The organism is Collinsella sp. wc0529, from assembly GCF_046116875.1.
Taxonomy (GTDB): Bacteria; Actinomycetota; Coriobacteriia; order Coriobacteriales; family Coriobacteriaceae; genus Collinsella.
Map to the genome: position 1 here is coordinate 935,531 of NZ_JBJXBO010000001.1, position 25,172 is coordinate 960,702.

The window sequence follows — 25,172 nt, forward strand, 5'->3', positions numbered from 1 at the left end:
GGAGAGACAATGAGCAAACTCGTCGAGGGCATTAAAGACCGTGTGGTCGCTGCCGCACGCGAGGCCGCGCCCGCCGTGGTGGACGCCGCGCAGAAGGCCGCGACCGCGGCTGCCGAGAAAGTTGCTGAGGCAGTTGCCGATGCCAAGAAAACGGCAGGGGAGACGTCCGTCGCTAGCGAGCCCGCCACCGCCGCTGAGCCCCTAGCCGCCACCGCCCAGGCCCCCGAAGGCGCGATCTTCAACCCCGAGGCCGCCCGCGGCAACCTGCACCTGGGCATCGACGTGGGCTCCACCACCGTTAAGCTCGCTGTGCTCAACGACGACAACCAGATTGTCTACGCCAAGTACCAGCGTCACCACACCGACGTCCGCGCTTGCGCCCGCGACCTGTTCGAGGGTGCCGCGACCGTGCTGCCGACGGCCCAAATGACCTGCGCCATTACCGGCTCGGGCGGCCTGCTGCTGTCCCAGTGGCTCGACCTGGAGTTTGTCCAGGAGGTCATCGCCAGCAAGCGTGCCGTCGAGACCCTCATCCCGGCCACCGATGTTGCCATCGAGCTGGGCGGCGAGGACGCCAAGATCATCTACTTCGACAACGGCATCGAGCAGCGCATGAACGGCACCTGCGCCGGCGGCACGGGCGCCTTCATCGACCAGATGGCCACTCTGCTGCACACCGACGCCAGCGGCCTTAACGAACTCGCGGCCAACGCCACCACCATCTATCCCATCGCCAGCCGCTGCGGCGTTTTTGCCAAGACCGACGTGCAGCCGCTGCTCAACGAAGGCGCCCGTCCCGAGGACGTCGCCGCTTCCATCTTCCAGGCTGTCGTGACCCAGACCATCTCGGGCCTGGCGTGCGGCCGTCCCATCCGCGGCAACGTCGCCTTCCTGGGCGGTCCGCTGCAGTATCTCTCCGAGCTGCGCCACCGCTTCTACCTCACGCTCAACCTGGACGAGGAACACCGTATCGTGCCCCAAAACGCCCACCTGTTTGTGGCGAGCGGCGCCGCCATGGCGCACGAGTCCAACAAGCTCAGCACGTTCCCGCAGCTCATCGAGGCCATCGACAGCTTAGGCGACACACAGGGTGCCGAGGTCGAGCGCCTGGATCCGCTCTTTGCCACCGACGAGGACTTCGCCGAGTTCAAAACCCGCCACGACCAGGAAGTCGTCCCCAAGGGCAAGCTCGAAGGCTACACCGGCCGCGTGTTCATCGGTATCGACGCCGGTTCCACCACCATGAAGGCCGCGCTCGTGGGCGAGGACGGTCAGCTGCTGCACACCTGGTACGGCAACAACAACGGCGACATCCTGGGCACGGCCAAGGTCATCATGGCCGATTTCTACAACCACATTCCCGCCGGTTGCACCATCGGCCACGTGACTACCACGGGCTACGGCGAGGCGCTGCTCATCGAGGCCCTCAAGGCCGACTCCGGCGAGATCGAGACCGTCGCGCATCTGCGCGGCGCCAAGGCGTTCCTGCCCGGCGTCGAGTTCATTCTGGACATTGGCGGCCAGGACATGAAGTGCCTGCGCGTCAAGGACGGCGTGATCGAGCACATCATGCTCAACGAGGCCTGCTCGTCGGGTTGCGGTAGCTTTATCGAGAGCTTCGCCGTCTCTATGAATATGGACGTGCGCGCGTTCGCAAACGCTGCCATCCATGCCAAGGCCCCGGTCGACCTGGGCAGCCGCTGCACGGTCTTTATGAACTCGCGCGTCAAGCAGGCGCAAAAGGAAGGCGCCACGGTGGGCGACATTGCGGCCGGCCTGTCCTATTCCGTCATCAAGAACGCCCTGTTCAAGGTCATTAAGCTGCGCGACCCCAAGGAGATCGGCAGCCAGGTGATCGTCCAGGGCGGCACCTTTATGTCCGATGCGACGCTGCGCGCGTTTGAGCAGCTCACCGGCGTTCATGCCGTGCGTCCCGACATCGCCGGCTGCATGGGCGCCTACGGTGCGGCCTTGCTCGCCCGCGATCGCGCCGGCGCCGACGGCACCTCGACCATCCTCTCGGCCGAGGACATCGCACACCTCACCGTGACGCAAAAGCATGTCCGCTGCGGCCGTTGCTCTAACAACTGCCAGCTTACCGTCAACGACTTTGGCGGCGGCAGGCGCTTCATTACCGGCAACCGCTGCGAGAAGGGCGCCGGCCACAAAAAGCAAAAGACCGAGGCCCCCAACCTCTTCAAAAAGAAAAACGAGTTGCTGTTTAACCGCGAGGTGCTGAGCCCCGACGAGGCCCCGCGCGGCACCGTCGGCATCCCGCGCGCGCTCAACATGTACGAGAACTACCCCTTCTGGCATGCATTCTTTACGCGCCTGGGCTTTAGCGTGCAGCTGTCCGACCAGTCGAGCAAAAAGACCTACCAGGCGGGCATCGAGTCCATGCCGTCCGAGAGCGTGTGCTACCCGGCAAAGATGAGCCACGGCCATGTGATGAACCTTATCGACCGCGATGTCGACTTCATCTGGATGCCGTGCGTGCGTTGGGAGCGCAAGGAGGATCCGACGGCTGGCAACTGCTATAACTGCCCCATCGTCATGAGCTACCCCACGGCGCTGGCGCTCAATATTGACGAGATCCGCGAGCAGAACATCGAGTTCCTGTATCCGTTTGTGCCGTATCACGACAAGACCGAGCTCAAGCGCCGCCTGTACCAGGTGCTCGCCGTCGACCGTGTGGCCGATGCTGAGGCCGGTCGCGGTCGCGTGCGCGGTCCTAAAATCACGCGCTCCGAGGTCGATGCCGCCGTCAACGCTGCCTTTGAGGCCGATGCGCGTTTCCACGAGGACATCCAGACTATGGGCGAGGAGGCTCTTAAGTGGGTCGAGGACCACGGCGGCCATGGCATCGTACTCGCCGGCCGTCCTTACCATAACGACCCCGAGATCAACCACGCCCTGCCCGAGCTTATTTCGAGCTTTGGCTTTGCGGTCTTTACCGAGGATTCGCTCGCGCATCTCGTGAAGCCCGAGCGCCCCATCCGCGTCGTCGACCAGTGGATGTACCACAGCCGCCTGTACGCCGTCGCCCGTTTTGTGACGATGCGCAACGATCTGGACCTGATCCAGCTCAACTCCTTCGGCTGCGGCCTGGATGCCCTGACCACCGATCAGGTACAGGAAATCCTAGAGGCCAGCGGCAAGATCTACACCGTGCTCAAGATCGACGAGGTGTCCAACCTGGGTGCCGCGCGCATTCGCATCCGCTCGCTCATGGCCGCGCTTAAGGACCAGGAGGCCGAGCGCCTGGCCGAGGCCACGGCCGCGGGCGAGGCCTACGAGCAGGGCGATGCCGCGCCGGTGGCGCCCTCCACGGATGCCCCCGCATTCGCGAGCCGCAAGTACACGTTCGAGGCGCAGCGCGAGAGTGCTTCGACCGCGTGGCCCAAGGTCCCCTTTACCGAGCAGATGCGCGAGGAGGGCTACACCATCCTGTGCCCGCAGATGGCGCCGATCCACTTTGACCTGGTCAAAGAGGTATTCCGTGGTGCCGGCTACAACTTGGAGCTGCTGCCCTCGACCGACCACGACGCCGTCGAGGCCGGCCTGCGCTATGTGAACAATGACATTTGCTATCCGTCGATCCTGGTAACGGGCCAGATCATGGAGGCCATCGAGAGCGGTCGGTACGACCTGTCCAAGACGGCCGTGGTTATCAGCCAGACCGGCGGCGGCTGCCGTGCCACCAACTACATCGCACTTATCCGCAAGGCCCTGCGCGAGAGTGGCCACCCCGAGATCCCGGTGATCTCGCTTTCTGCTGTGGCGCTCGGCGAGGACAACCCCGGCTTTAAGATTACGCCGGCGCTGCTCAAGCAGGCGGTCTACGCGGTGCTCTTTGGCGACGTGATGATGCAGATGCTCTATCGTTGCCGTCCGTACGAGGCCACTCCCGGCGCTGCCAACGCACTCTACGAGGAGTACATGGCGCGCGCTCGCAAGCTGGCGCCCAAGTTCAACAGGCATAACTACACCAAGCTGTGCCGCGAAGCCATCCGCGCGTTCGACACCATGCCGCTTGTGGGCGAGGGCGCCAAGCCGCGCGTGGGCGTGGTCGGCGAGATCTTGGTCAAGTTCCACCCCACAGCCAACAACCACGTGGTCGATGTCATCGAGCGCGAGGGCTGCGAGGCTGTGGTGCCGGGCCTGCTCGATTTCTTCCTGTACTCCATGAGCAATGCCGAGCTGCAAAAAGACGAGCTGGGAAGCTCTGCCACGGCGCGCGCTAGCATGCAGGCACTCATTAAGCTGGTGGACTGGATGCGTACGCCGGTGGAGGAGATGCTCGAAAAGTCCCGCCGCTTTGAGGCGCCCGAGCGCATCGGCACCATGGCCGACAAGGCCCGCACGGTGCTTTCGGTGTGCAACAACATGGGCGAGGGCTGGCTGCTCACGGCCGAGATGCTCGACCTGATCGACCATGGTGCGCCCAACATCATCTGCACGCAGCCCTTCGCGTGCCTGCCTAACCACGTGGTGGGCAAGGCCGTGATCAAGGAGCTGCGCCGCCAGCATCCCGAGAGCAACATTGTCGCGGTGGACTACGACCCTGGCGCGTCCGAGGTCAACCAGCTCAACCGGATTAAGCTTATGATTAGCGTGGCGAAGGAGAACATGCGCGCCGGCAAGGGCTTTAAGCTCGAGAAGGTGGCGCCGCTCGCAATGGACGAGGTCACCGGCCAGATGCGTGCCCATGATGGCTGCGTGAGCTGCGGGCCGGCCAGCGAGGAGGCCGTTGCATCGGTCGCCAAGCGTCTGGGACGCGGCATTAAGAAGTAGCTTGCCTGCTATGGGCTAGATATGAGACAAACGGGTGGTGGCCGTACCGGCTACCACCCGTTTTTGCTGGACATATGTTGCGCAAATGACCTTGCTACAGCCTTCCGTGGGCTCGCCCGATTTCTGGGCCGGTTTGGGCTTTGAGGACAAGTTACTGCAGGCCCAAGGCGATTTTTCGCTCAACGCAGGCCAGCACGGTGTGACCTATCTGCCAAACGACGAGACGATCGCTATGGACTGCCCATCGCCACCTACGAGATGGAAGCCGAGAAGTACATCTACCGCGTGTACAAGTACGAGCTGTAGCGCTGCGCTTAGGTTTGACCAATGGAGTATGAAAACACGCCGTTCGCCGATGCCCCCTCCGCGAGTGGCAGCCATATGGTTTGATGTCAGAAACATATAGTTGTCGCCAGCCTGCTGGCGACGTTCCCCCTGATATCGGAGGTTCCAGGTATGTTTCACGCTCCGTTAAACAACTATCGGTTGGGCTAACATGGGTCGCCGTGCTATTTCGATAACCCTTGCAGTGGTCTGCCTGGCTGTGCTCCTGGGCGCTACAGGGCTGTTTGCTATAAGTCGAGAAACGTCCTATATGCAGGAATGCGCTTCCGAAGGGTTTGCCATTGACGGTTACTATCGGGACGACAAGACGAGTCTGGAAACCCTGGCCTTTCTTGAAGAGGATAACCATCGGTGGCAACTGGTCGACAAAGACGGCAGCTGCGTAGACGGGCAGTTTAAGCGTACGGATGACCCCAACATCCTGATATTAAAGAAGGAAAACGGCGAAGAATTCGGTACGGTCCACGTGGCGTATGTGTCACGCCGACGCGAGCAGGGCCAGCTCTATCTATTTAGAAATAGCAAAGTGACCCGATTTTATCTGGTGAGCACCAAACCTGCGTTTACGGTGGAGTCGGGCGATGTCGATCTGGACAGTTGATTCACGGCAATAAAACAGCGAGCGGGGCGCGGGTGTGAACTGCACCCCGCTATTTGCTCGTGTCCGTATCGCGTCTGCGCCTCGTCGTAGCTTGCATCCGTGCGAGCGTTCATCCCGCGCCGGCATCACTTCACGTCAAACTCCACGCGATCGAGTTCGGGCACATTGAGGTCGATGAGCTTGCGGGCGACGTGACGGTCGTGCGCCCCAAGCGCCTCGCTTGTCGTCACATGGGCGACAATCTCGCGCTCGACGATACCCTCCTCGTCGCCTTCGGTGGCCGAGGTCTCGACGGCGACGGTGTAATCCTTAAAGCCTGGCAGCACCGCCGCAAGCTCGCGCGTGGTTTCGGTGACGCCGTAGCCGTCCTGCACGCCGGCCTGCGCCGAGCCAATAGACCCCGCCGTCATAACGATGCAGGGGATAGCAAAGACTACCGTGCCCACGATGATGCGGCGGCGCACCTTGCGCGATAGCTCGTCGACCTCGGCGTTTTCTTCTGCAGTCACAATACCGTCGCCGTTGAGGTCGCGCTTGAGCGGTACGCGCAAAAGAAGCAGCACAGCTTCGGCAGCCAGCGCGATAAAGACGACGTTGATGCCAAACTCGTAGAGCGCCGAGAGAAACAGTGGCCCGCTTGCGATGGCGATGCCATAGCCCGCCGCGCACAGGGGCGGCATGAGCGCGGTCGCAACGGCCACGCCGGCGATAAGCGTGGCGGGTTCCTGGTCGCGCGAGTTGCCCAGGCCACCCGCAAAGCCGCCCGCGAGCGCGACGGCAAGGTCCCACACGGTCGGTGTCGAATTGTCGATGATGGCGGCCGTGGTGGTGCCAAGGGGTGAGAGCTTAAAGTACAACGTGGACGTGACCAGGCAAAAGGCCATCTGTAGAGCCAAGCTCGCGATGGCCTCGACGGTAATCTCGCGGTCGAGCGTGGCGATGCCGTATGCCATGGCAAGGACCGAGCCCATGAGCGGGCAGATGAGCATGGCGCCTACAATGGCGATATCCGAGTCGATATCGAGGCCGATGCTCGCGATGAGCATGGCGATGATGAGGATGCATAGGTGGGAGCCAGTCAGACGCGCCCCGTTTACAAAACGCTTGCGGATCACGTGGTAGGGCGCGCGACCCTCGCGAATGTTGAACGCCCTCTTTAGAAAGCGACCTGCCTGCTCAGCTGCCTCGCTATGGGCAGGGCGGATGCCGTGGCGCCGGTGATGGCGTTCGCGTAGTCGCTTGATCTGTTGTTTGTCGAGTTCCATGTCCACCTCGTTCCAGGGCGGTCCGCGCAACGCACCCGTTGTTCTAACTCTACACCGTGGCGGGCGGGGTGCCTGTTGGACGCGGGATCCGATAGGACGGATGACGCGGGAGCAAATGCAAATCACAGGCTCAATTCCATCCCGCGAAAATATGATGCACCAGCTCCTACATATGTGACGAAATTGTGAAGCACGAGAGCGTGAATTTCAAAAAATCCGCCGGTGACCAATGTTGCGCAACAGAATTCAAAAATCAGCTCTTACATTTTGAAGCGTATGGATACATCCGTGTCAAAGGGAGAAAGCCATGGCAAACTACAGTCCACAACACTTTGAGCCTAGGGCCAAGGCCGTCAACGTCAAGGGCGTTGCCAACCGCGCCGTCGCAACCGTTTTGACGGCGGGCCTCATCGCTCAGCCGCTCATGTCGCCGCTGGCGGCAATCGCCGCACCGTCAACCGATAACGGCGATTCTGTTCAGGGGGGTGTTCCTATAGTTTTGTCAACTGGGAAATGCTCTTCGTGCGACCGAATCGCGGCATGCTGACGCCAAGCCATTAGGCCGGTGGGCTTCAGTCTGCTCGGTGCGTTTCGGCTAGGCTGCGTAAGGCACCCTGTCTCGCATGACCGCGTAGATGACCTTCAGTCTCTTTCGCGCCAGCGCCTTGAGCGCCTTGCCGTGCGACATGCCCCGCTCTCGGCACCTGGTGTAGTAGTCGCCCCATCTCCCCTCTGTCCGGGTGAGGCAGTTACATGAGAATATGAGCAGGTTCTTCAGCCTCTTGTTGCCTTGGCGCGATGCCGTCACCGAGGAGATCGAGGTTCCCGACTGGCGGTTGCGCGGCGCCAGGCCGCAGTACGACGCGAGCCTGTCGTGACTGGGGAAGTCTTCGATGTCGATGGAGATCGCAAGCTCGGAAGCGGTTTTGGGCCCGATGCCCGGCACCGTCAGGAGGCATCGGTAGGTATCGTCGCCCTCGAGCAGGGCGGAGATCTCCGCCGTGATCGCCTCGATCTCCGCCGAGTTCTCGGATATCCTGCGCGCGAGCAGTTTCACCGCCCGGTCCTCGGCGGCGACGACCGACGCATCCGGCCTTGTCGAGGAGGTTGTCGAGCGGACGAGGGCCTCGATCTTACCGCGCGCCGCCCCACGCGTGAGCGCCGCCGCCCTGCGGGGCCCGGCGTCGGCTACCGACCAGGCCCCGCCGAGGGATGCCATGAGCCTCAGCTGGGGCCCGTCGGACAGGTCGACCAGTGCCTCGAAGGCGGGGCACGATTCCAGCAGGATGCTGCGCAGCCGGTTCTTATTCCTAGTGTTCTCGCAGGTCAGGAAGTTCCTCTGGGCGGCCAGCGCCCTCGCCGCCGCAATCGTCGGACCTGGGTCTCCGACCGGCAGGAGCGCGTCGGGGATGCCAAGCGCCGTCTTCGCGATGACCATCGCGTCTCGCTCGTCGGTCTTGGCGTCGCCGGCGAAGAGCCTGGCGGCCCCGTGCGCCGCGAGTCCCGGCAGGTACGCCGCCGACATCCCGGCCGCCCTGGCGCGGGCGAGCGCGAGGGCGCCTATGTTGCGCGACTGGTCGACGACCACGAGCGCATCGGGGAAGCGGCCGAACAGCGAGTCCAGGTCGTCCTCCCTGTTCGCGACGGGGGTGCTCAACAGCACCTCGCCGTCTCGAGTCGCGACGCATGCCCAGTGGGACGATTTCCCGACATCGAGCCCGATGACGGCTTCCGACATTCTAATTGGTGCCACGGTGGTATCCTCCAATCGGTAGGCCGATCGGAACCCCTCCCCGCGACACCCACATTACCTGGCCGTGGCGCTTGCGCCCGGCAGTTTCCTATCAGTCGTCCGGAGCGGCGAGCGCCCCCGGTGGCAACACCCCCCGGGCCCTCTACGGGGCAGGGGCAGACGGCCATCCGGAGGCGCCCGATCGGCGGCCCCTCGGGGCTTGCCCGTATCGTAGGCAATGCGCCGAATGCTCGCCATCGAAATTTATCGATGACCTATTTCAGACTGTAATGGGGTAGTTCTGTAGAGAATACCGTTGCCGCCGGTAACCAAGCGGTCGTAAAGACGGCTGCCCAGCTGGCCGAGGAGTCGGCAAAGCAGCTCAAGGACGCTCAGGCCGCCTACGATGCCGCCCAGAAGAAGGCCGACGCGGCGGGCCAGTCTCAAAAGCAGGCGCAGCAGCAAAAGGATCAGGCCTCGCAGGCAGTAAGCGACAACGAAATCGAGCAGAACGCAGCAGAAGTCGCCGCGCTCCAGGAGAAGATCGACGAGCTTAAGGCGGCCGTCGAAAAGACCGAGCAGCAGCAGAAGAAGCTGGGCGACCTCAACGATCAGCTCGATCAGGCCAACAAGAGTGTCGAGGATAAGACCCAGGCGCTCAAGGACGCCAAGGCAAAGCAGGATGAGGCCAAGAAGGCCCTCGACGATGCACAGGCCAAGCTCGAGGCCATGGGTATGGACGAGTACGAGGCCGCCAAGAAGGCCGTCGAGGACGCGCAGACAAAGCTCGATGACGCCAATAAGGCCGTTACTACTGCACAGGCCAATCTGGACCAGGCCAAGGCTGCCGAGGCCAGCGCCCAGCAGGAAAAGCAGAATACCGAGGCAGCTTTGACGACTGCCCAGGCCAAGAAGCAGGAGACTGCCGCTGCTCTCGCAGCCGCAACCACCGCGCGCGATAACGCCCAGCAGAAGTTCAACCAGGCGCAGGCCGCGCTAAATGCTGCCGTCTCGGGTACGGGTGTTGACCTGAGTGCGCTTGAGGCCGCCATGAACGCTGCTGCTGGTGAGCTCAAGACCGCGCAGACGGAGCTCAACGCCGCGACGGATGCCGACGCTACCGCCCAGGCGAACCTGCAGGCGGCCCAGAATACCGCCACCGCCGCGCAGGAGAAGGCCAACGCCGCCAACGCTGCCGTGGCATCTGCCCAGTCCGCATACGATGCGGCAAACAAGGAGTACAACGCCGCCGCCAGCGAGCGCGACGCCGCCAAGGCCGCATACGAGAAGGCGCAGCAGACCGAAGCAGACAAGAAGACCGCGTACGATAAGCTTGTCGAAGTTCGCAAGCAGAAACGCGGCGAGTGGGAGACGGCATGCGCCGCTTCGAACGCCGCGGAAAAGGCTTATGACGCTGCTAATGCCCAGGTTGAGGCTCTTGAGCAGCAGATTGCAGACCTAAAGTCCAACATGACCGTTGACCAGGAAGTCATCAGTCAGGGTATGTTCGGCTTCATGAACTACATCATCGGCGGCAGCCAGTTCACAGCCACGCAGAAAAAGAACGCCCAGGATGCCGTATCGACGTTGACCGGCGCCGATGACAAGGCCGAGTGGTATGACGATTACGTCGATCAGGACATGTCTCGCGACACCAACCCGCTTTCCTTGGAGCAGATGCGAAACGCCCTGACATATCTCGACACCCAGAACAACCTCCGCAAGGCGAACGGCCAGTCGGCGCTCAGCGTCAGCCTCCGCATGACTGTGGCCGCCGCCCTTAATGCATCATATTCGTCGAACCACTGGGGACACTCGAACTGCTACTCGGATAACGGTGAAAATCTTGCTGGCGGTGGCGGTGCATATACCGGCGGCGAGACTGAGGACACCCTAGGCTGGCCCTATACTGGTCTCTACACTCAGGAGAAGGTTAATTACGAGAATTGGATTAAAAAGAACGGTGCGGATAGCGAGGTTGGCAAAGATCTCATGGCTCATCGCTATGATTCGTACTATATCTACCAAAACTATCGCGATGTCTATTCCGGTACAAAAGATGAGAACGGTAAGGAAAGAGGAGACGGCTGCGGGCACTATCTCAACATTATCGATTCCGCTACGGTGGCTATCGGCATCGCGACGGGTAGCGGTAAAAACACCGATTCCGAGGTAACCATCTTCGATTACAGCGCTGATGACACTCAGGCTGATTTCACAGTCTCCGAGTTCAAGAAGCTCCTGAACGACTACATCGATTCCGCCTACAATGCAGGCGGCACGCAGGAGCAGAAGGAGCAGCTGAAGCAGCTTCAGAACAAGCTGGCAGAGGCGCAGAAGACGCTGGGCACGGCCGATACGGCATATCTCGCTGCTCTCAATAATCAGAAAGACGCACAAGACGCCTATACCGCGGCTGACACGAACGTGAACACCGCCAAGGGCGAGTACGAGAAGGCTAAGTCCGGCACCGCCGCCGCGAAGACGGCATACGCCGCCGCCGAAGCCAAACTCAAGGGTGTCGACGTCAAGACGCCCCAGACCAAGCTCGACGCCGCCAAGGGCGAGGCCGCTACTGCCCAGGCAGCTCTCGATAAGGCAAACGCCACGCTTGCTGACAGCAAGACGAAGGCAGCCGAGGCCGCTGCTCACAAGGCGAAGGCTCGCAGCGCCCGCGACGCCGCCAAGGTAAAGTCCGATCAGGCCAACGAGGCGTATGACAACGCTACCGCTTCGGTCAAGGACCTTGCCGCCAAGTGCGATGCCGCCAAGACGGATCTTGCGAACAAGCAGGGCACGCTTGACGATGCCAAGAAGGCCGACGACACTGCCCAGGCTGGCGTTGACAAGGCTCAGGCCGCAGATGTGCACGCCGCGACCGCTCTTTCGGGCGCCAAGCAGGCAGTTGCCGCCAAGACGCAGACCCTGTCCGACGCACAGGCGAAGGCCAAGGCCGCCGAGGACGAGCTTGCCACCGCAAACAAGGCCTTCGAGCGCTTCGCCGGTGCCCAGAAGGCGGTCGACGACGCCAAGGCCGCCTATGACGCTGCCGTCGCCGGTGTCGCCGATGCCCAGAAGCAGCTCGAGGCCGCCAACGAAGCCGTCGTCGATGCGAACCTCGATATCTTCAAGGCCAAGGCCGAGCTTGCCAACGATGAGGCACTCAAGGCCGATCTTGAGGCTGTCGACCACAAGGCATCCCTTGCCGCGGGCACGACGGGCAACGAGAAGCTGGTCAAGCTGAACGCTGCCTACGCTCGCTACAAGGCTGCCGTCGATGCTGCCGCTGGTCTCAAGGCTGCCCTGAGCGATGCCGATGCCAAGCTGTCCGACGCCAACGACGCCTATGCCGACGCGCTTGCCGAGCTTGACGATGCCAAGGATGCCTTGGCTGCCGCGCAGGCCGAGTACGACAAGTATCATCCCAAGGCTGAGCCGCAGGCCAAGCCTCAGGTTGCGCAGGCTGCTGCAAAGGCCCCCGTTGCCAAGAAACAGGCTGCGCCTGCCGCGCTCGCCCAGACCGGTGATGACTCCGCTCTTGCGGGCGAGGTGTTCGTCATCGGCGGTATCACCCTCGTGGCCGCTGGTGTGACGCTGAGCGATCGTCGTCGCAAGCAGATGTAGCGTTTCGAGCGTAGATTCTGCAACGAACTTCAGTTCATAGCAGGAACGCTTCGATAGCTTAACCGATAAGGCCGGCTCGCTGTTAAACGCAGCGCGCCGGCCTTTCTTTGTTTCGATATCAAAAAGCCCGGTCGGTAGCCGCGAAAGCTACCGACCGGGCAAATCGTAGGCAATATGGTTGCTGTCGAGCAGCTGCTCGACTTAGCCCAGCAGGCTCAGACCCACGGAGACAAACGCCAGGATAACGCCGACGATGGACTCGCCGCCGAGCAGGCCGCTGGCGACAACCAGGCCCTGTTCCTGGAAGGCGGCGTCCTTGGCAGCCCTCTCCTCGTCAGAAAGACCAGCGGTGGCGTCGCGGTGGGCAGACCACTTGTCGTAGGCGAGCTTGACGCAGGAGCCCAGGAATGCCGTGAGTGACATGTAGAACGGCAGGTACACGCCCAGGCCGATCATCATGGCCGGAATGCCGAGCCAGTACATGACGATGCCGGCGATAAAGCCGCCTGCGAACCACGGCACGCTCGGGATACCCGAGACCATGGTGGCGACCACACTTGCCTGCGCGGCAACGAAGCTCTTGTCGGGACCAAAGGCGTCCGGACCATAGGCGGTGACGAGCGCGACCATGACGGCGGCGGCGACCAAGGCGCCCACGATGCCGCCGATGGCCTGGCCGATCCACTGTGCGCGCGGGTTGGTGCCCAGCACGGCACCGGCCTTAAAGTCGTTCATGACGTCGCCCGCAAGGCCGCACGCCACGGCTACGATGCCGGCGATAAAGAACAGCTTGACCTGAGCGAGCTGCGCGAAGGCGGCAACGATGAGCATGACGATGAGGCCGAAGATCTCCATGGGGTCGATGCCCGTCTGGCCGCAGCTCTGCGCGCTCATGATGGTGGTGACAAAGGTGAACAGCGTCACGATGACGGCCGGAACGGGGCCAAGGTCGAGCACGATGGCGATGATCACGGCGATGGCGGCAGCGCCTAGGCCGATGATGCCGGCGTCGAGCTTAAGGGAGCCCGAGATGAGCGACTGCTCGTCGGTGTCGGTGGAGCTGTCGGCGGCTAGACCGCGGACGATGCCGGCGACCTGTGGCAGGATGTCCTTGAGGACGACAGCGACGCCAAAGCCCATCATGAGGCCCATGCCCAGGGACTTGACGATGCCCTGCGCAGTCACAACGTCAAACAGACCGGCAGCGGTGCCGCCGACAATGATGCCAAAATTGCCCAGCAGCGCGCCGGCAAACCAGAAGGCGACCGGGGCGAAGCCCACGAGGAAGCCGACGGAGAGCAGCATGGGCGAGTTGTAGATGCCAAAGGTCACGCCGGGGATGTTGAGCGTGCACAGCATGCTGGGCACCACGCCCAGGGCGTCGCGCAGCACGCTATAGATGCCGGCGATGGCCATGGAACCAAAGAGCTGCTTGCCGGTTTTGCCGCCAGCCTCGGTCGCGCGCAAGGTCTGAGCCGCGGCGTTGCCGGTGGGGAACTCAAGCGCGGCGTCCACGATAAAGTGACGGTGGATGAGTGCCGTGGCCAGCAGGCCCAGGATGGTGCCGGCGAGTGCCACGATAAACATGTCGAGCCAGCTGATCTGGTCGGCATAGCCCAGCATCCAGGCGCCCGGGATGGTAAACGCCAGGCCGCCGGCGACCATGGCGCCCGCGGACATGATGGTGTGGGTGACGTTGGCCTCGTTGAGGCTGGCATTGCCCATGAGCTTAAGGAAGAACAGCGAGATGACGGCAGCGAAGACGATCGGCCAGGGGAGTGCGCCCATCTTGAGGGCGGTGTAGGCCGAGCTTGCCGTGATAATCACGCAGCCAAGGACGCCGATGACGACGCCGCGCAGCGTGAGTTGCCCGCGCATCGAAGCGCGGTTCGAGGGATTGCTCATATAGAACTCCTTTGCGTATATCCGCTTCCCCCGGGAGCGCCGCTACGGATACGGCGCGGGAAGTCGGGTTACCAAGGGCCGCCGCGTGAGCTCGCGCGCGACCGCGCACCAGTATAGCCGCAAGGCAGCTCATTTGGGACGGGGCTTTTTTAGCTGACCCAGGCTCGGCCAAAGGATGATTATTCTGGGACGGGGATTAAAAAATCATTGTGTACCTAATGATTTTTTAATCCCCGTCCCAGAATAATCATCCCAAATTGACTGCCTTGCCTACGGGATATACTGCTGGGCAGACGAAAGGAGCGCCGACGATGCTTAATGGGTGCGCATATATATTGACGGTCGACGTGGGCAACACGTTCATTCGCTTTGGCCTGTTTGCCGAGGATTCGGCCGCGGCGCAGGAATGCCCGCTTGCGACGTGCGAGATCACCACGCCGTCGAGCATTACGGCCGACGAAGCGCGTATGCGTCTCGCTCAAGTCATGGCCGCGCTGGCGGCTGATGCGGGCATGCCCGGCGCGCTCGTTCCCGCAGCTGCAGTGCTGAGCTGCGTGGTGCCGGCGCTCGAGCGTCCGTGGAAGGCGGCACTTTCCCGCACCTGCACGGGGCGCGTGCTCACGGTGGGGCCGGGCCTCAAGACCGGCATGCCCGTCCACTACGACGACCCGGCCGAGATCGGTCCCGACCGCATCGCCGACGCCGTGGCGGCCCGGGCCGTTTACGGCTCTCCGTGCATCGTGATCGACCTGGGCACTACGACCAATATCGAGGTCATCGATACGCACGGAACCTTTGTCGGCGGCGTCATCGCGCCGGGTCTGGCACTTGGCGCCCGCTCGCTTTCGGCGGCTGCGGCGCGCCTGCCGCAGGTCGAGCCCTCGGCACCCACGCATGTGATCGGTCGCAACACGCGCGAGGCCATGCGCTCGGGCGTGGTCTTGGGCGAGGTGGCCCGCATCGACGGCATGCTCGATATGGTGCTTGCCGAGATGCGCTCGACCAAGGCGGCGGGCGAGGGCAGCGTGCCCATCATCATCACCGGCGATGATGCCGAGGCGCTCGCGGCGTTGGTCGGCCATAGCCTGACGGTAGACGACGCGCTGACGCTGCGAGGACTGGCCGAGCTCTACCGCATCAACCAAAAGCCCCGCCGCGTGTAAAAGTGAGGGCGCCGGTGGGACAAACGCCTCCACCTTTCACCTGCTACAATAGGTCAAACTATTGCGATTTCGGAGGTGTCTGCCATGTCGGACGATCTTCATCAAACTTCGTCAGGCAAGCGCCTGGACGTCATTAGCTGGGACGAGTTCTTTATGAGCGTGGCCATCGCCGCGCAGCGCCGCAGCAAGGATCCCAACACGCAGGTGGGTGCGTGCATCGCCAGCACCAACCACCGCATCCTTTCGGTGGGCTACAACGGTACGCCCTCGGCGCTCAACGACGACTTTTTTCCGTGGGGTACGAGCGACGACCCGCTGCAGGACAAGCACAACTACGTGGTCCATGCCGAGGCAAACGCCGTGCTCAACTACCGTGGCTCGCTCAAGGATCTCGAGGGTTCCACGGTCTACGTCACGCTGTTCCCGTGCCACGACTGTGCCAAGATCCTGGCGCAGGTAGGTGTGGGCGAGGTCGTCTACCTGGACAACAAGTACGCCGACACTGATGATGGACGCATCAGCCGCCGCATCCTCGATTCTTGCGGCATTAGCTACCGCCAGGTTATCGTCGATGTTCACATCGGCACCGAGGGGCAGGCTCAGCAGTAGCGCGTGGCAACGCCAGCTGGCAACAAAAGGCAGCCAAAAGAGCCCCGTCCCAAATTGACTACTCGTGAAAGTCGCGTCTGCGCGCATGGACGGCTCGTGAGCGGGTACATGGCTGTAGTAACATAGCTTCTGTCCGCGGGCGCGCCCGCGTAATTGTGAGAAAGGAGCCCCTGTGGCTGTTAACGAAGAGCTGCTTAAGAAGGTTCTTGAAGAGATCCGCCCCAACCTGCAGGCCGACGGCGGCGATATGGAGTATGTGGGCGTCGACGACGAGGGTGTCGTCAAGCTGGAGCTGCAGGGCGCTTGCGCCGGCTGCCCCATGAGCTCGCTGACCCTGTCCATGGGCATCGAGCGCATCCTCAAGGAGCATGTGCCCGGCGTTACCCGCGTGGAGCAGGTTAATGCCTCCGGTGAGACCGACGACCTGTACGACGAGTACGCGCCGTTCTAAGATGCGAAAGCTGCGGACGGCATACTCCGCATAGACGTTACGCCCAAATATGCGGCTGCGAGCGCAAGGCCCGCGGCCGCATTTGTATGTAGGGAGTAGGAGGGTCGACATGTTCAACGACTTCTACCATATGCTTGATCCTGTCGCGATCTCGGCGGGCCCCATCACCATCTACTGGTACGGCCTGGCCTACGTGGTCGGCGCTCTGCTCACGGCGGTCGTCATGTACCGCACGCAGCGTCGCTGGGGTTTTAACATCACGATTGACGACCTGACGAGTGTCGTGGTCGGCGTGGTCTTTGGCCTCATTATCGGTGCGCGCCTGTTCTACGTCGTCTTTTACGGTGATGGCTACTACTGGGCGCACCCGCTCGAGATCTTTGCCACCAACGAGGGCGGCATGAGCTTCCATGGCGGTTTGGTGGGCGGCATTATCGGTGGCATCATCGTGTGCCGCATGTATAAGCTCGATGCCTGGACTTTGGCAGACCTTGCCGTCATAGGCGCGCCGCTGGCCTTGTGTCTGGGCCGTTGTGCCAACTTTGTCAATGGTGAGCTGTGGGGCAAGCCGACCGATCTGCCCTGGGGCGTGATCTTTGGCGGCACCGCGGGCAATATGCCGCGTCACCCCTCCCAGCTCTATGAGGCATTTCTTGAGGGCATCGTGCTCTTTTGCATTTTGCAGGTGCTCAGCCGCAAAAAGCCGCTACTGCCCCAAGGCACGTTTATGGGCGTGTTTGTGATGGGTTACGGCATCGTCCGCTTCCTCATTGAGTTTGTGCGCGTGCCCGATGCCCAGCTGGGCTATCTGCTGGGCGGCGTCATCACCATGGGTCAGCTACTGAGCCTGCCACTTGTGATTGCAGGCCTGGCGCTCATCATCTTTGCTCGTCGCCGCAACCAACCCCAGCGCATCTACCTCGACGCCTAACCACCACAAAGGGGACAGGCACCTTTGTGGTGGTTTGCTGGGCAACGATGACAGAACAATAACGTTTCCCCAGATAAAACCTGCCAAAATAAACCTGTCCCTTTTTGGCAGGTTTCTAGAAAGGCTCTTTGGACTGTGAAGGATTCCGATCTCTCCACAACGGCTGCGCGCGACGCTGCCCGCATCGTCTGGTTTAAGCGCTACCCCGCCAAGCAGACGCTCATCGCATTTTTGCTCGCGCTGTTGGCGACCACGGCGTTTTCCATCGATCCCGCCCCGGTGTCGAGCAACGCAGTCTTGGCGATTGACCCCAAAGCCTCGGGCATGCTGTACGTGTGCTACGAGGTGCTCCTCTCGTTTGCCGGCCATACCGACGCGGTCATGCTGCTTGCACTTGCCTGCCTGCTCACCTTGCCGTTTCGCTACGTGTTCTTTGGCCGTGGCGACACCTGGCGTCCATCGATCATTCTGCCGTCGCTGTTCTTCGCCATCTGCATGGTGTTCGGCCGCAGCTACGATCTCACCGACTCGGCCGAGATTGTCCTTGGCGACAAAGCCCGCATCATCTGCGCCTGGATTGGCGGCGCGGGCTGGATGCTCTTGGCGGTCGTTGCCTTCTACCTTGCCTTTGAGTGTCTAGATTGGCTGAGCTCTCGGCGCATTCCGTTTTCCGAGGCGCACTTTGGCCGCGTATGGCGTGTGACTCACGCCGTGCTCTCGGTCCATCCCTTTGCCGGGCCCTTCCTGGTGCTTATGATCGCCTGGGCGCCCACGCTCATCGCTTCGCTGCCTGGCCTTTTTATGGGAGATACGGGCGCGCAGATTCGCCAGTGGTTCAACTATCCCAACGGCACGAGCGACTATCTGCGCCTACTCAACCCCAACGTGCTGCTCAACGGGCATCATCCCGTAGTGCACACGGCCATTATCGGCTCGTGCGTTCAGCTGGGGCTTTCGCTGTTCAACAGCGCTAACGCGGGTCTTGCCATCTATACCTGCGCTCAATTTGTCATCACGGCTGCCTGCATGGCCTATTCCATTTCGTCGCTGCGCAAACTGGGCGTGAGCCTGCCGGTTCGCGGTGCGATCCTGCTGTTCTTTGCGTTTATGCCGATGTTCTCTAACTACGCGGTGTTGCTCACCAAAGACGTGCTCTTTGCCGACGCGTTCTTGGTGCTGCTGGTACAGACCGTCAAGCTCGTGGCATGTGGCCTGCCCCGTCGTGATGCCAATGCCGAGCGAGCGGGCGAGAAAGCCCCCGTGCTCTTTGCGCGCCACGACTGGCTGCTGCTCGCTCTGGGCGCCATGGGTTCCACGTTCCTGCGCAACGGCGGCCTGGTGTTTCCCCTGGCGGCATGCGTAATCGCGGCGGCGTTTTGCGTATGGGACGCGCATGTGGCTCGTCGTGCAGCCAAGCAGACTGGTGCTGCGCCTTCGGGCGCCATCCCGCGTTTCCGCTGGGTTGGCGTTCTCGCGGTGCTCGCGCTCTGCCTTGCCTCTAATATGTACTTCACCAAGGTGTTTATGCCGGCGCACGACATTACGCCTGGTTCCAAGCGCGAAATCCTCTCGATTCCGTTCCAGCAGACGGCTCGTTTCGTCCAAAAGCACGACGGCCTCAACTCGGGCGTCAACCCCAAGGTCAAGGACGACGGTACGATTGAAGAGGCGCCCTGCGACGGTTCGGTGACCGACGAAGAGCGTGCCGTGATCGACCGTGTGCTCAAGTACGAGAACCTGGGCCGCCGCTACAACCCCGACAAGTCCGATGCCGTCAAAAATTGCTTTAACGAGTACGCCTCGCAGGAGGACATCGATGCCTATTTTGAGGTATGGGCTCAGATGTTTAAGAAGGATCCCGAGTGCTATATTTCGGCGCTTATCAATAACTACTATGGTTATTTTTATCCGAGCGCGCGCGATGCCTGGGTTTACAGCACGGCGCGTAGTGCCGAGATCATGGCGCGTCCCGACAACCTCAAGTACTTCGACTTCCATCCGGTTGACAGCAACGTGGTGCGCTGGTGTGACCACCTGATCAATCTGTACCGTGTGGCGGTGCAGCGTGTTCCCTTTATCTCGCTCACCATGAGCTCGGCCACCTATGTGTGGATCATGATCGCCGTGGTGGTCTACCTGCTGCGTCGTCATTCATGGCGTGCACTGGCGATCTGGGTGCCGCTGTTGGGCGTGCTCGCCGTGTGCCTGATTGGTCCGTGCAACGGCTCGACCTACATGCGCTACCTGTATCCGGTCATCGCCTGCATGCCCTTCGCCATCGGCGCCACCGTCACCCGCAGCGACTTCCTCTGGTCCTAACTTGGTGCATTGAGGTCAGGTTTCTTTGCACCAAAGGGGCCATCATCACGACGCCTTCATTTTGGGGTTTATCTCGCAGGCCAGTAGGTATATCATAACGACGTTTGTTTATATTGCCCGAGCATCTGCGCTGGGCTTTAGGTCGAAACCGATAGGAGACACGTATGTCCGGACACTCTAAGTGGGCCACAACCAAGCATCGTAAGGGCGCGCAGGACGCCAAGCGTTCCGCCCTCTTCTCCAAGCTCAGCCGCAACATCACCGTTGCTGCCCGTCTCGGCGGTGACCCGCTGCCCGAGAACAACGCCAGCCTCGCCGCTGCCGTTGCCAAGGCCAAGGCTCAGTCCATGCCTAAGGACAAGATCAAGTCCGCTATCGACAAGGCTTTTGGTTCGGGTGCTGACGCCGCCGTCTACGAGAACATCGTGTACGAGGGCTACGGTCCCGCCGGTGTCGCCGTCTACGTCGACTGCCTGACCGACAACCGCAACCGTACCGCCGCCGATGTCCGTTCCGCCTTCTCCCACGCTGGTGGCAACCTGGGCACCTCTGGCTCCGTCGCCTTCCAGTTTGAGCGCAAGGGCCAGATCGTCGTCGCCAAGGAGATCCTGGACGAGAACGCCAAGAAGGAGACCATGATCGCCAACGGTGCTGCCGGTGACGAGGATGAGTTCATGATGGCCATCGCCGAGGCCGGTGGCGAGGACTACGAGGATGCCGGCGAGGAGTGGATCGTCTGGACTACTGCTAACGAGGTCATGGCTGTCTCCAAGGCGCTCGAGGAGCAGGGCGTCCAGGTCAAGGGCTCCGAGACCACCATGGTCCCGACCACCCCGACCGAGGTCTCCGGCGCCGACGCCAAGAAGGTTCAGCGCCTCATCGACCGTCTTGAGGAGCTCGACGACGTCCAGGATGTTTACAGCACCATGGACATGACCGACGAGGTCATCGCTGCCCTCGAGGAGGAGTAGCGCTCGCACGGGTTAAGCCGTGCATATCTGGGCATAATGAAGCGAGCATGCAAGCCTCGTGGAATAGATGAGCCGGATCCGCGTGCGTAGAGCACCGGACCCGGCTCTTTTATAATGATGCGAACCGTTTTGTATTTCGAGTGCCGAGATTTGAAGGGAGCGCCACGTGCGCGTACTCAAACGAGCCCTAGCGATTGTGTATCTTGCCGCCGCCATCGTGGCGCTGGGTACGCTTGTCTGCCAGTTTTGGGGGCCGTATACGTATCGCTTTATGCTGCTGATGCGCGACCCCATGCCGCGCATTGTCGTGACGGCATGCGGCGGAGTTGTGGCGATCGGCGTGCTGGTAAGCTTCTTCCGCCTGATGTTTGCTCGTCGCGAGCCGTCCTGTGTGCATCCGGCGGGGGAGCGCAATATCGAGGTCACCCTTGCGGCGCTTTCTTCGTGTGCTAGGGCTGCTGCCGAGCGCGACGACCGCGTGATGGTCGAGCATGTCGAGGCCCGCGTCCAAGGCTCCGACGATTCGCACGTCCGATTTAAGGTCGAGGCTATCGCGCTTGACGATAAGGACGTGGCATCTCTGGCTACCGCGATGCAGCAGCGCATCGAGGAAGCTTGCGACACCATGCTCGGCACGCCGGGTACGACCACGCGCGTCCGTTTTTTGCCGTCCAAGACTACCGTCCAGACCGTGGAGGTTTCCGGTGAGTGATACCAATCAAGATAAGACCGCTCGTACGCCGCGCCTGACGATTGACCAGAGCGCCACGCCGGCGAGCGAACCTGTTGATTCCAAAGCAGAGGCAACCGAGTTACAAGACGCGGCAGCCGCGGATTTTGACGAGGCTATGGGTCTCATCAAGGGTACGGGCGCTGCCATCTGGAGCTATGCTGTGCGTCATCCCAACACCACGCTCGGCGCCGTCGCTGGCTTTATCCTCGCCGTGTTGGTTCTCACGTTGGGCCTGTGGGACACGCTCGTCATTGCATTCTTCGTGCTGATCGGCGCTGTGATCGGCCAGATTCGCGACGGCGAGAACGGGATCGTCAACTTCTTCGGCCGTCTGTTTAGTGGCCGCTAATATGTATTCGACTGTCGCATCCGCGGCAGGCATAAGGAGGAACCATGGCTTTTAATACGAAGGTCGATGTAGCCGATACCGAGCTCGAGACAGACGAGGCCGTCGCCGCCGAGGCCGAGGGCGTAACGTTCGAGGATGATGCGCTCGTCGAGGCCGAGTCCGATGTGGATGAGGATGACGAGGAAGCGGACGAGTCCGAGGACTCGCTGACCTATTCCAACGGCGTGATCGAGAAGATCGTTGCCATGGCCACCCGCGAGGTTCCGCACGTTCTGGGCATGAAGGGTAACCTCATGCACTTTGTGCAGGAGCAGTTTGGTGCTGAGAATCTGACCAAGGGCGTGACGGTCGAGGTCACCGATGACAATCGCGTGGTCGTCAACATCTCCGTCATTATCGAGTACGGCGCCTATGCGCCCGCGATTTTCGACGACGTTAAGGCGCGCGTGACCGAGCGCCTTGCCGCGATGACCGGCCTTGAGGTGGCGGGCGTCAACCTGCGCATCGAGGACGTCATCACCCCCGAGGAGTACGAGCACCGCACCAGCCAGCACGAATAACCTTCCAAAAAGGGACAGGTTTGTTTTGGCAGGTTTTATCTGCGAAAACGTTAAACGGCCGACCGCGCAAGCAAAAGCGTGGCCGGCCGTTATTTGTATGCCCCCCCGATGTAGGCATACCGCTCGTCTAGCTAGGGGTTGCAATCGTCGCGTTCCGCGTTACCCTAATGGGCGCATTGTTTCCAAATTGTTAACGAGGGGTTGCCGTAATGGCTGACGAGCACGAAACAGAAAGTAAGGCATGGGCGATTGAGGCTGCCGCGGCAGAGGCAGCATCGCGTGCTGCCGAGGAGATGCATCGTCCTCCCGTGGTGCCGATGGAGCGCGTGGTCGATCGCACCGATATCGAGCGCGGCGAGCGTGCCGGTCAAAAGCGCAGCCAGGAGCCGGGCTTCCCGCGCTTTTTTGCCGAGCTCAATCTGGGCCTGATTCTTACGGCCTTCGCCATCGTTGCGTTTAAAACCCCTAATCACTTTGCTTTTGGCGGCACCTCGGGCGTGTCGGTCATTCTGTCCACGCTGTTCCCGACCCTGCCCGTCGGCGTCTTTATGTGGATTATTAACGCGGTTCTCGTCGTTTTGGGCTTTATCTTTTTGGAACGCAAGGCAATCCTGTGGAGCGTCTTCGCCTCGTTTGCGCTGTCCGCCTATGTTTCGCTGTTTGAGCTCTTTATTCCGACCGATGTCTCGATGACGGGCGATATGTGGCTCGACCTGTGCTTTGCCGTGATACTGCCGGCGCTCGGCAGCGCCATCGTCTTTGATATTGGCGCCTCGACGGGCGGCACGGACATCCTCGCCATGATCCTCAAGCGCCGCACCACGCTCGAGATTGGCCGCGCGCTGCTGTTGGTCGATATCGGCATCGTGGCCATCGCGGCCTTTTTGTATGGTCCGCGTGTCGGTCTGTATTGCGTGCTCGGCCTGTTTGCCAAGACGCTTGTGGTCGACAAAGCCATTGAGAGCATCCATCTTCGTAAGGTCTGCACGGTCATTTGCTCCGAACCCCTTAAGGTCGAGGAGTTTATCGTCAAGCATCTCAACCGCACGGCGACCATCAGCCGGGGCTACGGTGCCTTCTCGGGCAAGTGTGTGACGGTGATCATGAGCGTGCTGAGCCGTCGCGAGGCCGTGCAACTGCGCCGCTATGCGCGCGAAGTCGATCCGGGTGCCTTTATCACGATCGTCGACAGCTCCGAGATCGTCGGCAAGGGCTTCCGCGGAACGAACTAGCACAGACGTATTCAACGAACCGCCTGCTGGCGCCGTGTACCTTGCAAATCGGTCATCTTTGAGTATTTGACCCCACATTGGGCAATAATGATGCTAAAGACATCGTTTGCGATCCAAGTGATTCGTTCAAGATACGAAGGGATGATTCTATGTTCTGCTCGCAGTGTGGCGCCCCCATGGGCGATAACGACAAGTTCTGCGGCGTGTGTGGCGCTCCTAATGCCGGTGCCGCTGGCCCCGCTCCCCAGGGACAGCCTCAGCCCCAGCAGTTTGTTCCGCAACCGCCCGTGGCGAATGCGCCAAAGGGCTGTGTGGCTCAGGCGTTCCAAGATATGACTAAGACTCCGGGCGTGCTTCAGCGTGTATGCCAAATCGCGTTTTTGCCGGCGCTGATTTGCGTTGTGTCGGTGCTCGTGCTGTTTATTCCCGTTATTGGCGGCATTGCGGCTGCCATCGGCTTTTTGGCAGCTTGCATTGCGAGTGTGTGCGGTTCCGGCTTTGGTATCGAGTGGGGCCGTGATCTGTCGCTCAAGGTCGATGACGGCATGGACCGTCCGCTGATGCGTTCCACGTCGTTTGGTCTCGGAGTCTTTTCGAGCGTTATTTCGGTCGTGCTCGAGGTTATCGCTGCCATTCCCGTTATCGGTGTAGTGCTTTCGCTGGCGGAGGGCGCGGTAATTGGCGCCGCAGGCTCGTATTCGTATTACGGCTCTTATGCGCTCGAAGCTGCGCTGTTTGGCTCGCTTGGCCTGCTTGTCCTGGCGCTAATTGCCTCGGCGATTCTGGGTGTCTTCTTTAAGATGTTCGCCGACATTGCCGTGATGCACTTTGCGGTGACCGGGCGCGTCGAGAGCGCGTTTTCGCTCGATAAGGTCTGGGCGGCCTTTAAGCACAACAAGACCAAGCTGTTCTGTGCTTCGTTCCTTCCCGAGTTTTTGACGGGCCTGGTTTCCAACGCCATTACGTGGATCTTGACAGCTATCTTTGGTGCCATCGCCGGAATTGGCGCGTACGGCTATTACTATCGCCCCACGGGTATCGAGGCGATTGTTACCGCCGGTGGTGTCACGCTCGTATTGTTCCTGGTGCTGATTGCATTCGTCACGGTGTTCCTTACGGTCTTTGGCAAGATGCTCAAGCACCGTGCCGTTGGCTATTGGGCTGCACGTTATGCAAGCGAATGGGCCGATGAGGACAAGGACGACGTTTTGACTTTTGTGCTCCCGGGTGAGAAGAAGCCTGCTCCTGCGGGATTCAATCCCACGGCAGCCACTGGTGCTGCGCCTGCCCCGGCGCCCGCGCCTGCACCTGCCCCGGCACCCGCGCCTGCCCCTGCCCCGGCACCTGCTCCTGTCCCCGCACCGGCGTCCGAGGCGACGCCTGCGGAGCCCGATTGGGATGCCGTTGCCACGCCGGCGGATGAGCCGGGCGATAATCCTGCTGCCGAAAACAATCAAACCGAATAGCCGGTCGAGGCGCCCTGGGCAACTGAGCCCGGGGTGCCTTTTTCTACTGCGAAAGCAAGAAAATGCCTGGGAAAACGGTTGCAGCAAAATTTCTCGGAAATTGGTCAATGTTGCGCAACAAC

Annotated in this window: 18 protein-coding genes; 15 read left to right on the top strand and 3 right to left on the bottom strand. The window is 61.4% G+C overall.

Translation table 11 applies throughout. The features are described from left to right. The first annotated feature begins 9 nt into the window (after positions 1–9). The gene (locus ACKUTP_RS03930; RefSeq protein ID WP_409063594.1) at positions 10–4,794 is read left to right on the top strand and encodes an acyl-CoA dehydratase activase-related protein; all 4,785 of its coding nucleotides are present in this window, start codon (positions 10–12) and stop codon (positions 4,792–4,794) included. A 496-nt stretch (positions 4,795–5,290) separates the two neighbouring features. Further along, positions 5,291–5,740: a hypothetical protein gene (locus ACKUTP_RS03935; protein ID WP_409063595.1), complete on the top strand. Its 450-nt coding sequence runs from the start codon at positions 5,291–5,293 to the stop codon at positions 5,738–5,740. Between the two features lie 125 nt (positions 5,741–5,865). Here ACKUTP_RS03935 and ACKUTP_RS03940 read toward each other — a convergent pair whose 3' ends face one another. Further along, on the bottom strand, positions 5,866–7,005 hold the full coding sequence (locus tag ACKUTP_RS03940; protein ID WP_250787692.1) for a DUF389 domain-containing protein: 1,140 nt from the start codon (positions 7,003–7,005) through the stop codon (positions 5,866–5,868). Between the two features lie 307 nt (positions 7,006–7,312). Between ACKUTP_RS03940 and ACKUTP_RS03945 the strand changes: the two genes are divergently transcribed. Continuing rightward, positions 7,313–7,552 carry a hypothetical protein gene (locus tag ACKUTP_RS03945; protein WP_409063596.1) on the top strand — a complete coding sequence of 80 codons (240 nt, stop codon included), beginning with the start codon at positions 7,313–7,315 and terminating at the stop codon, positions 7,550–7,552. Between the two features lie 48 nt (positions 7,553–7,600). Here ACKUTP_RS03945 and ACKUTP_RS03950 read toward each other — a convergent pair whose 3' ends face one another. Further along, positions 7,601–8,758 carry an IS110 family transposase gene (locus ACKUTP_RS03950; protein ID WP_409063376.1) on the bottom strand — a complete coding sequence of 386 codons (1,158 nt, stop codon included), beginning with the start codon at positions 8,756–8,758 and terminating at the stop codon, positions 7,601–7,603. Positions 8,759–9,472: 714 nt separating this feature from the next. On the opposite strand from ACKUTP_RS03950, the gene ACKUTP_RS03955 reads away from it, so the two are divergent. Beyond that, positions 9,473–12,361: a CAP domain-containing protein gene (locus tag ACKUTP_RS03955; protein ID WP_409063597.1), complete on the top strand. Its 2,889-nt coding sequence runs from the start codon at positions 9,473–9,475 to the stop codon at positions 12,359–12,361. Between the two features lie 201 nt (positions 12,362–12,562). On the opposite strand, the gene ACKUTP_RS03960 is transcribed toward ACKUTP_RS03955, so the two are convergent. Then, positions 12,563–14,266 (bottom strand): OPT/YSL family transporter, encoded by a 1,704-nt coding sequence (locus tag ACKUTP_RS03960; protein ID WP_250787690.1) that lies wholly within the window; start codon positions 14,264–14,266, stop codon positions 12,563–12,565. 311 nt (positions 14,267–14,577) lie between these two features. On the opposite strand from ACKUTP_RS03960, the gene ACKUTP_RS03965 reads away from it, so the two are divergent. The 11 genes from ACKUTP_RS03965 to ACKUTP_RS04015 all read left to right on the top strand — a co-directional run bounded on the left by ACKUTP_RS03965 (position 14,578) and on the right by ACKUTP_RS04015 (position 25,050). Next, a complete protein-coding gene (locus tag ACKUTP_RS03965; protein WP_409063598.1) occupies positions 14,578–15,429 on the top strand; it encodes a type III pantothenate kinase in 852 nt (283 codons plus the stop codon). Between the two features lie 84 nt (positions 15,430–15,513). Next, positions 15,514–16,038 carry a dCMP deaminase family protein gene (locus ACKUTP_RS03970; protein WP_099432128.1) on the top strand — a complete coding sequence of 175 codons (525 nt, stop codon included), beginning with the start codon at positions 15,514–15,516 and terminating at the stop codon, positions 16,036–16,038. Between the two features lie 172 nt (positions 16,039–16,210). Next, positions 16,211–16,489 carry a NifU family protein gene (locus tag ACKUTP_RS03975; RefSeq protein WP_099432127.1) on the top strand — a complete coding sequence of 93 codons (279 nt, stop codon included), beginning with the start codon at positions 16,211–16,213 and terminating at the stop codon, positions 16,487–16,489. A gap of 109 nt (positions 16,490–16,598) precedes the next feature. Then, positions 16,599–17,420 (top strand): prolipoprotein diacylglyceryl transferase, encoded by an 822-nt coding sequence (gene lgt, locus ACKUTP_RS03980; protein ID WP_409063599.1) that lies wholly within the window; start codon positions 16,599–16,601, stop codon positions 17,418–17,420. A gap of 135 nt (positions 17,421–17,555) precedes the next feature. Further along, complete coding sequence (locus tag ACKUTP_RS03985) at positions 17,556–19,739, top strand: DUF6020 family protein (protein ID WP_409063600.1); 2,184 nt, start codon at positions 17,556–17,558, stop codon at positions 19,737–19,739. A gap of 164 nt (positions 19,740–19,903) precedes the next feature. After that, positions 19,904–20,710 (top strand): YebC/PmpR family DNA-binding transcriptional regulator, encoded by an 807-nt coding sequence (locus ACKUTP_RS03990; protein ID WP_006234926.1) that lies wholly within the window; start codon positions 19,904–19,906, stop codon positions 20,708–20,710. Between the two features lie 166 nt (positions 20,711–20,876). Beyond that, the gene (locus tag ACKUTP_RS03995; RefSeq protein WP_409063601.1) at positions 20,877–21,422 is read left to right on the top strand and encodes a hypothetical protein; all 546 of its coding nucleotides are present in this window, start codon (positions 20,877–20,879) and stop codon (positions 21,420–21,422) included. Next, a complete protein-coding gene (locus ACKUTP_RS04000) occupies positions 21,415–21,792 on the top strand; it encodes a DUF2273 domain-containing protein (protein ID WP_040358983.1) in 378 nt (125 codons plus the stop codon). The genes ACKUTP_RS03995 and ACKUTP_RS04000 overlap by 8 nt, the downstream gene beginning before the upstream one ends. Before the next feature lie 44 nt (positions 21,793–21,836). After that, positions 21,837–22,352 (top strand): Asp23/Gls24 family envelope stress response protein, encoded by a 516-nt coding sequence (locus ACKUTP_RS04005; protein ID WP_409063602.1) that lies wholly within the window; start codon positions 21,837–21,839, stop codon positions 22,350–22,352. Positions 22,353–22,561: 209 nt separating this feature from the next. Further along, complete coding sequence (locus ACKUTP_RS04010) at positions 22,562–23,584, top strand: YitT family protein (RefSeq protein ID WP_195624941.1); 1,023 nt, start codon at positions 22,562–22,564, stop codon at positions 23,582–23,584. 149 nt (positions 23,585–23,733) lie between these two features. After that, positions 23,734–25,050: a zinc-ribbon domain-containing protein gene (locus tag ACKUTP_RS04015; RefSeq protein WP_409063603.1), complete on the top strand. Its 1,317-nt coding sequence runs from the start codon at positions 23,734–23,736 to the stop codon at positions 25,048–25,050. Positions 25,051–25,172 lie beyond the last annotated feature (122 nt).

What these genes read in the sequence shown, in the direction of transcription:
- ACKUTP_RS03930 (WP_409063594.1), top strand. Translation starts at nt 10, where the DNA reads ATGAGCAAACTCGTCGAGGGCATTAAAGACCGTGTGGTCGCTGCCGCA.
- ACKUTP_RS03935 (WP_409063595.1), top strand. Translation starts at nt 5,291, where the DNA reads ATGGGTCGCCGTGCTATTTCGATAACCCTTGCAGTGGTCTGCCTGGCT.
- ACKUTP_RS03940 (WP_250787692.1), bottom strand. Translation starts at nt 7,005, where the DNA reads ATGGAACTCGACAAACAACAGATCAAGCGACTACGCGAACGCCATCAC.
- ACKUTP_RS03945 (WP_409063596.1), top strand. Translation starts at nt 7,313, where the DNA reads ATGGCAAACTACAGTCCACAACACTTTGAGCCTAGGGCCAAGGCCGTC.
- ACKUTP_RS03955 (WP_409063597.1), top strand. Translation starts at nt 9,473, where the DNA reads ATGGACGAGTACGAGGCCGCCAAGAAGGCCGTCGAGGACGCGCAGACA.
- ACKUTP_RS03960 (WP_250787690.1), bottom strand. Translation starts at nt 14,266, where the DNA reads ATGAGCAATCCCTCGAACCGCGCTTCGATGCGCGGGCAACTCACGCTG.
- ACKUTP_RS03965 (WP_409063598.1), top strand. Translation starts at nt 14,578, where the DNA reads ATGCTTAATGGGTGCGCATATATATTGACGGTCGACGTGGGCAACACG.
- ACKUTP_RS03970 (WP_099432128.1), top strand. Translation starts at nt 15,514, where the DNA reads ATGTCGGACGATCTTCATCAAACTTCGTCAGGCAAGCGCCTGGACGTC.
- lgt (WP_409063599.1), top strand. Translation starts at nt 16,599, where the DNA reads ATGTTCAACGACTTCTACCATATGCTTGATCCTGTCGCGATCTCGGCG.
- ACKUTP_RS03990 (WP_006234926.1), top strand. Translation starts at nt 19,904, where the DNA reads ATGTCCGGACACTCTAAGTGGGCCACAACCAAGCATCGTAAGGGCGCG.
- ACKUTP_RS04005 (WP_409063602.1), top strand. Translation starts at nt 21,837, where the DNA reads ATGGCTTTTAATACGAAGGTCGATGTAGCCGATACCGAGCTCGAGACA.
- ACKUTP_RS04010 (WP_195624941.1), top strand. Translation starts at nt 22,562, where the DNA reads ATGGCTGACGAGCACGAAACAGAAAGTAAGGCATGGGCGATTGAGGCT.
- ACKUTP_RS04015 (WP_409063603.1), top strand. Translation starts at nt 23,734, where the DNA reads ATGTTCTGCTCGCAGTGTGGCGCCCCCATGGGCGATAACGACAAGTTC.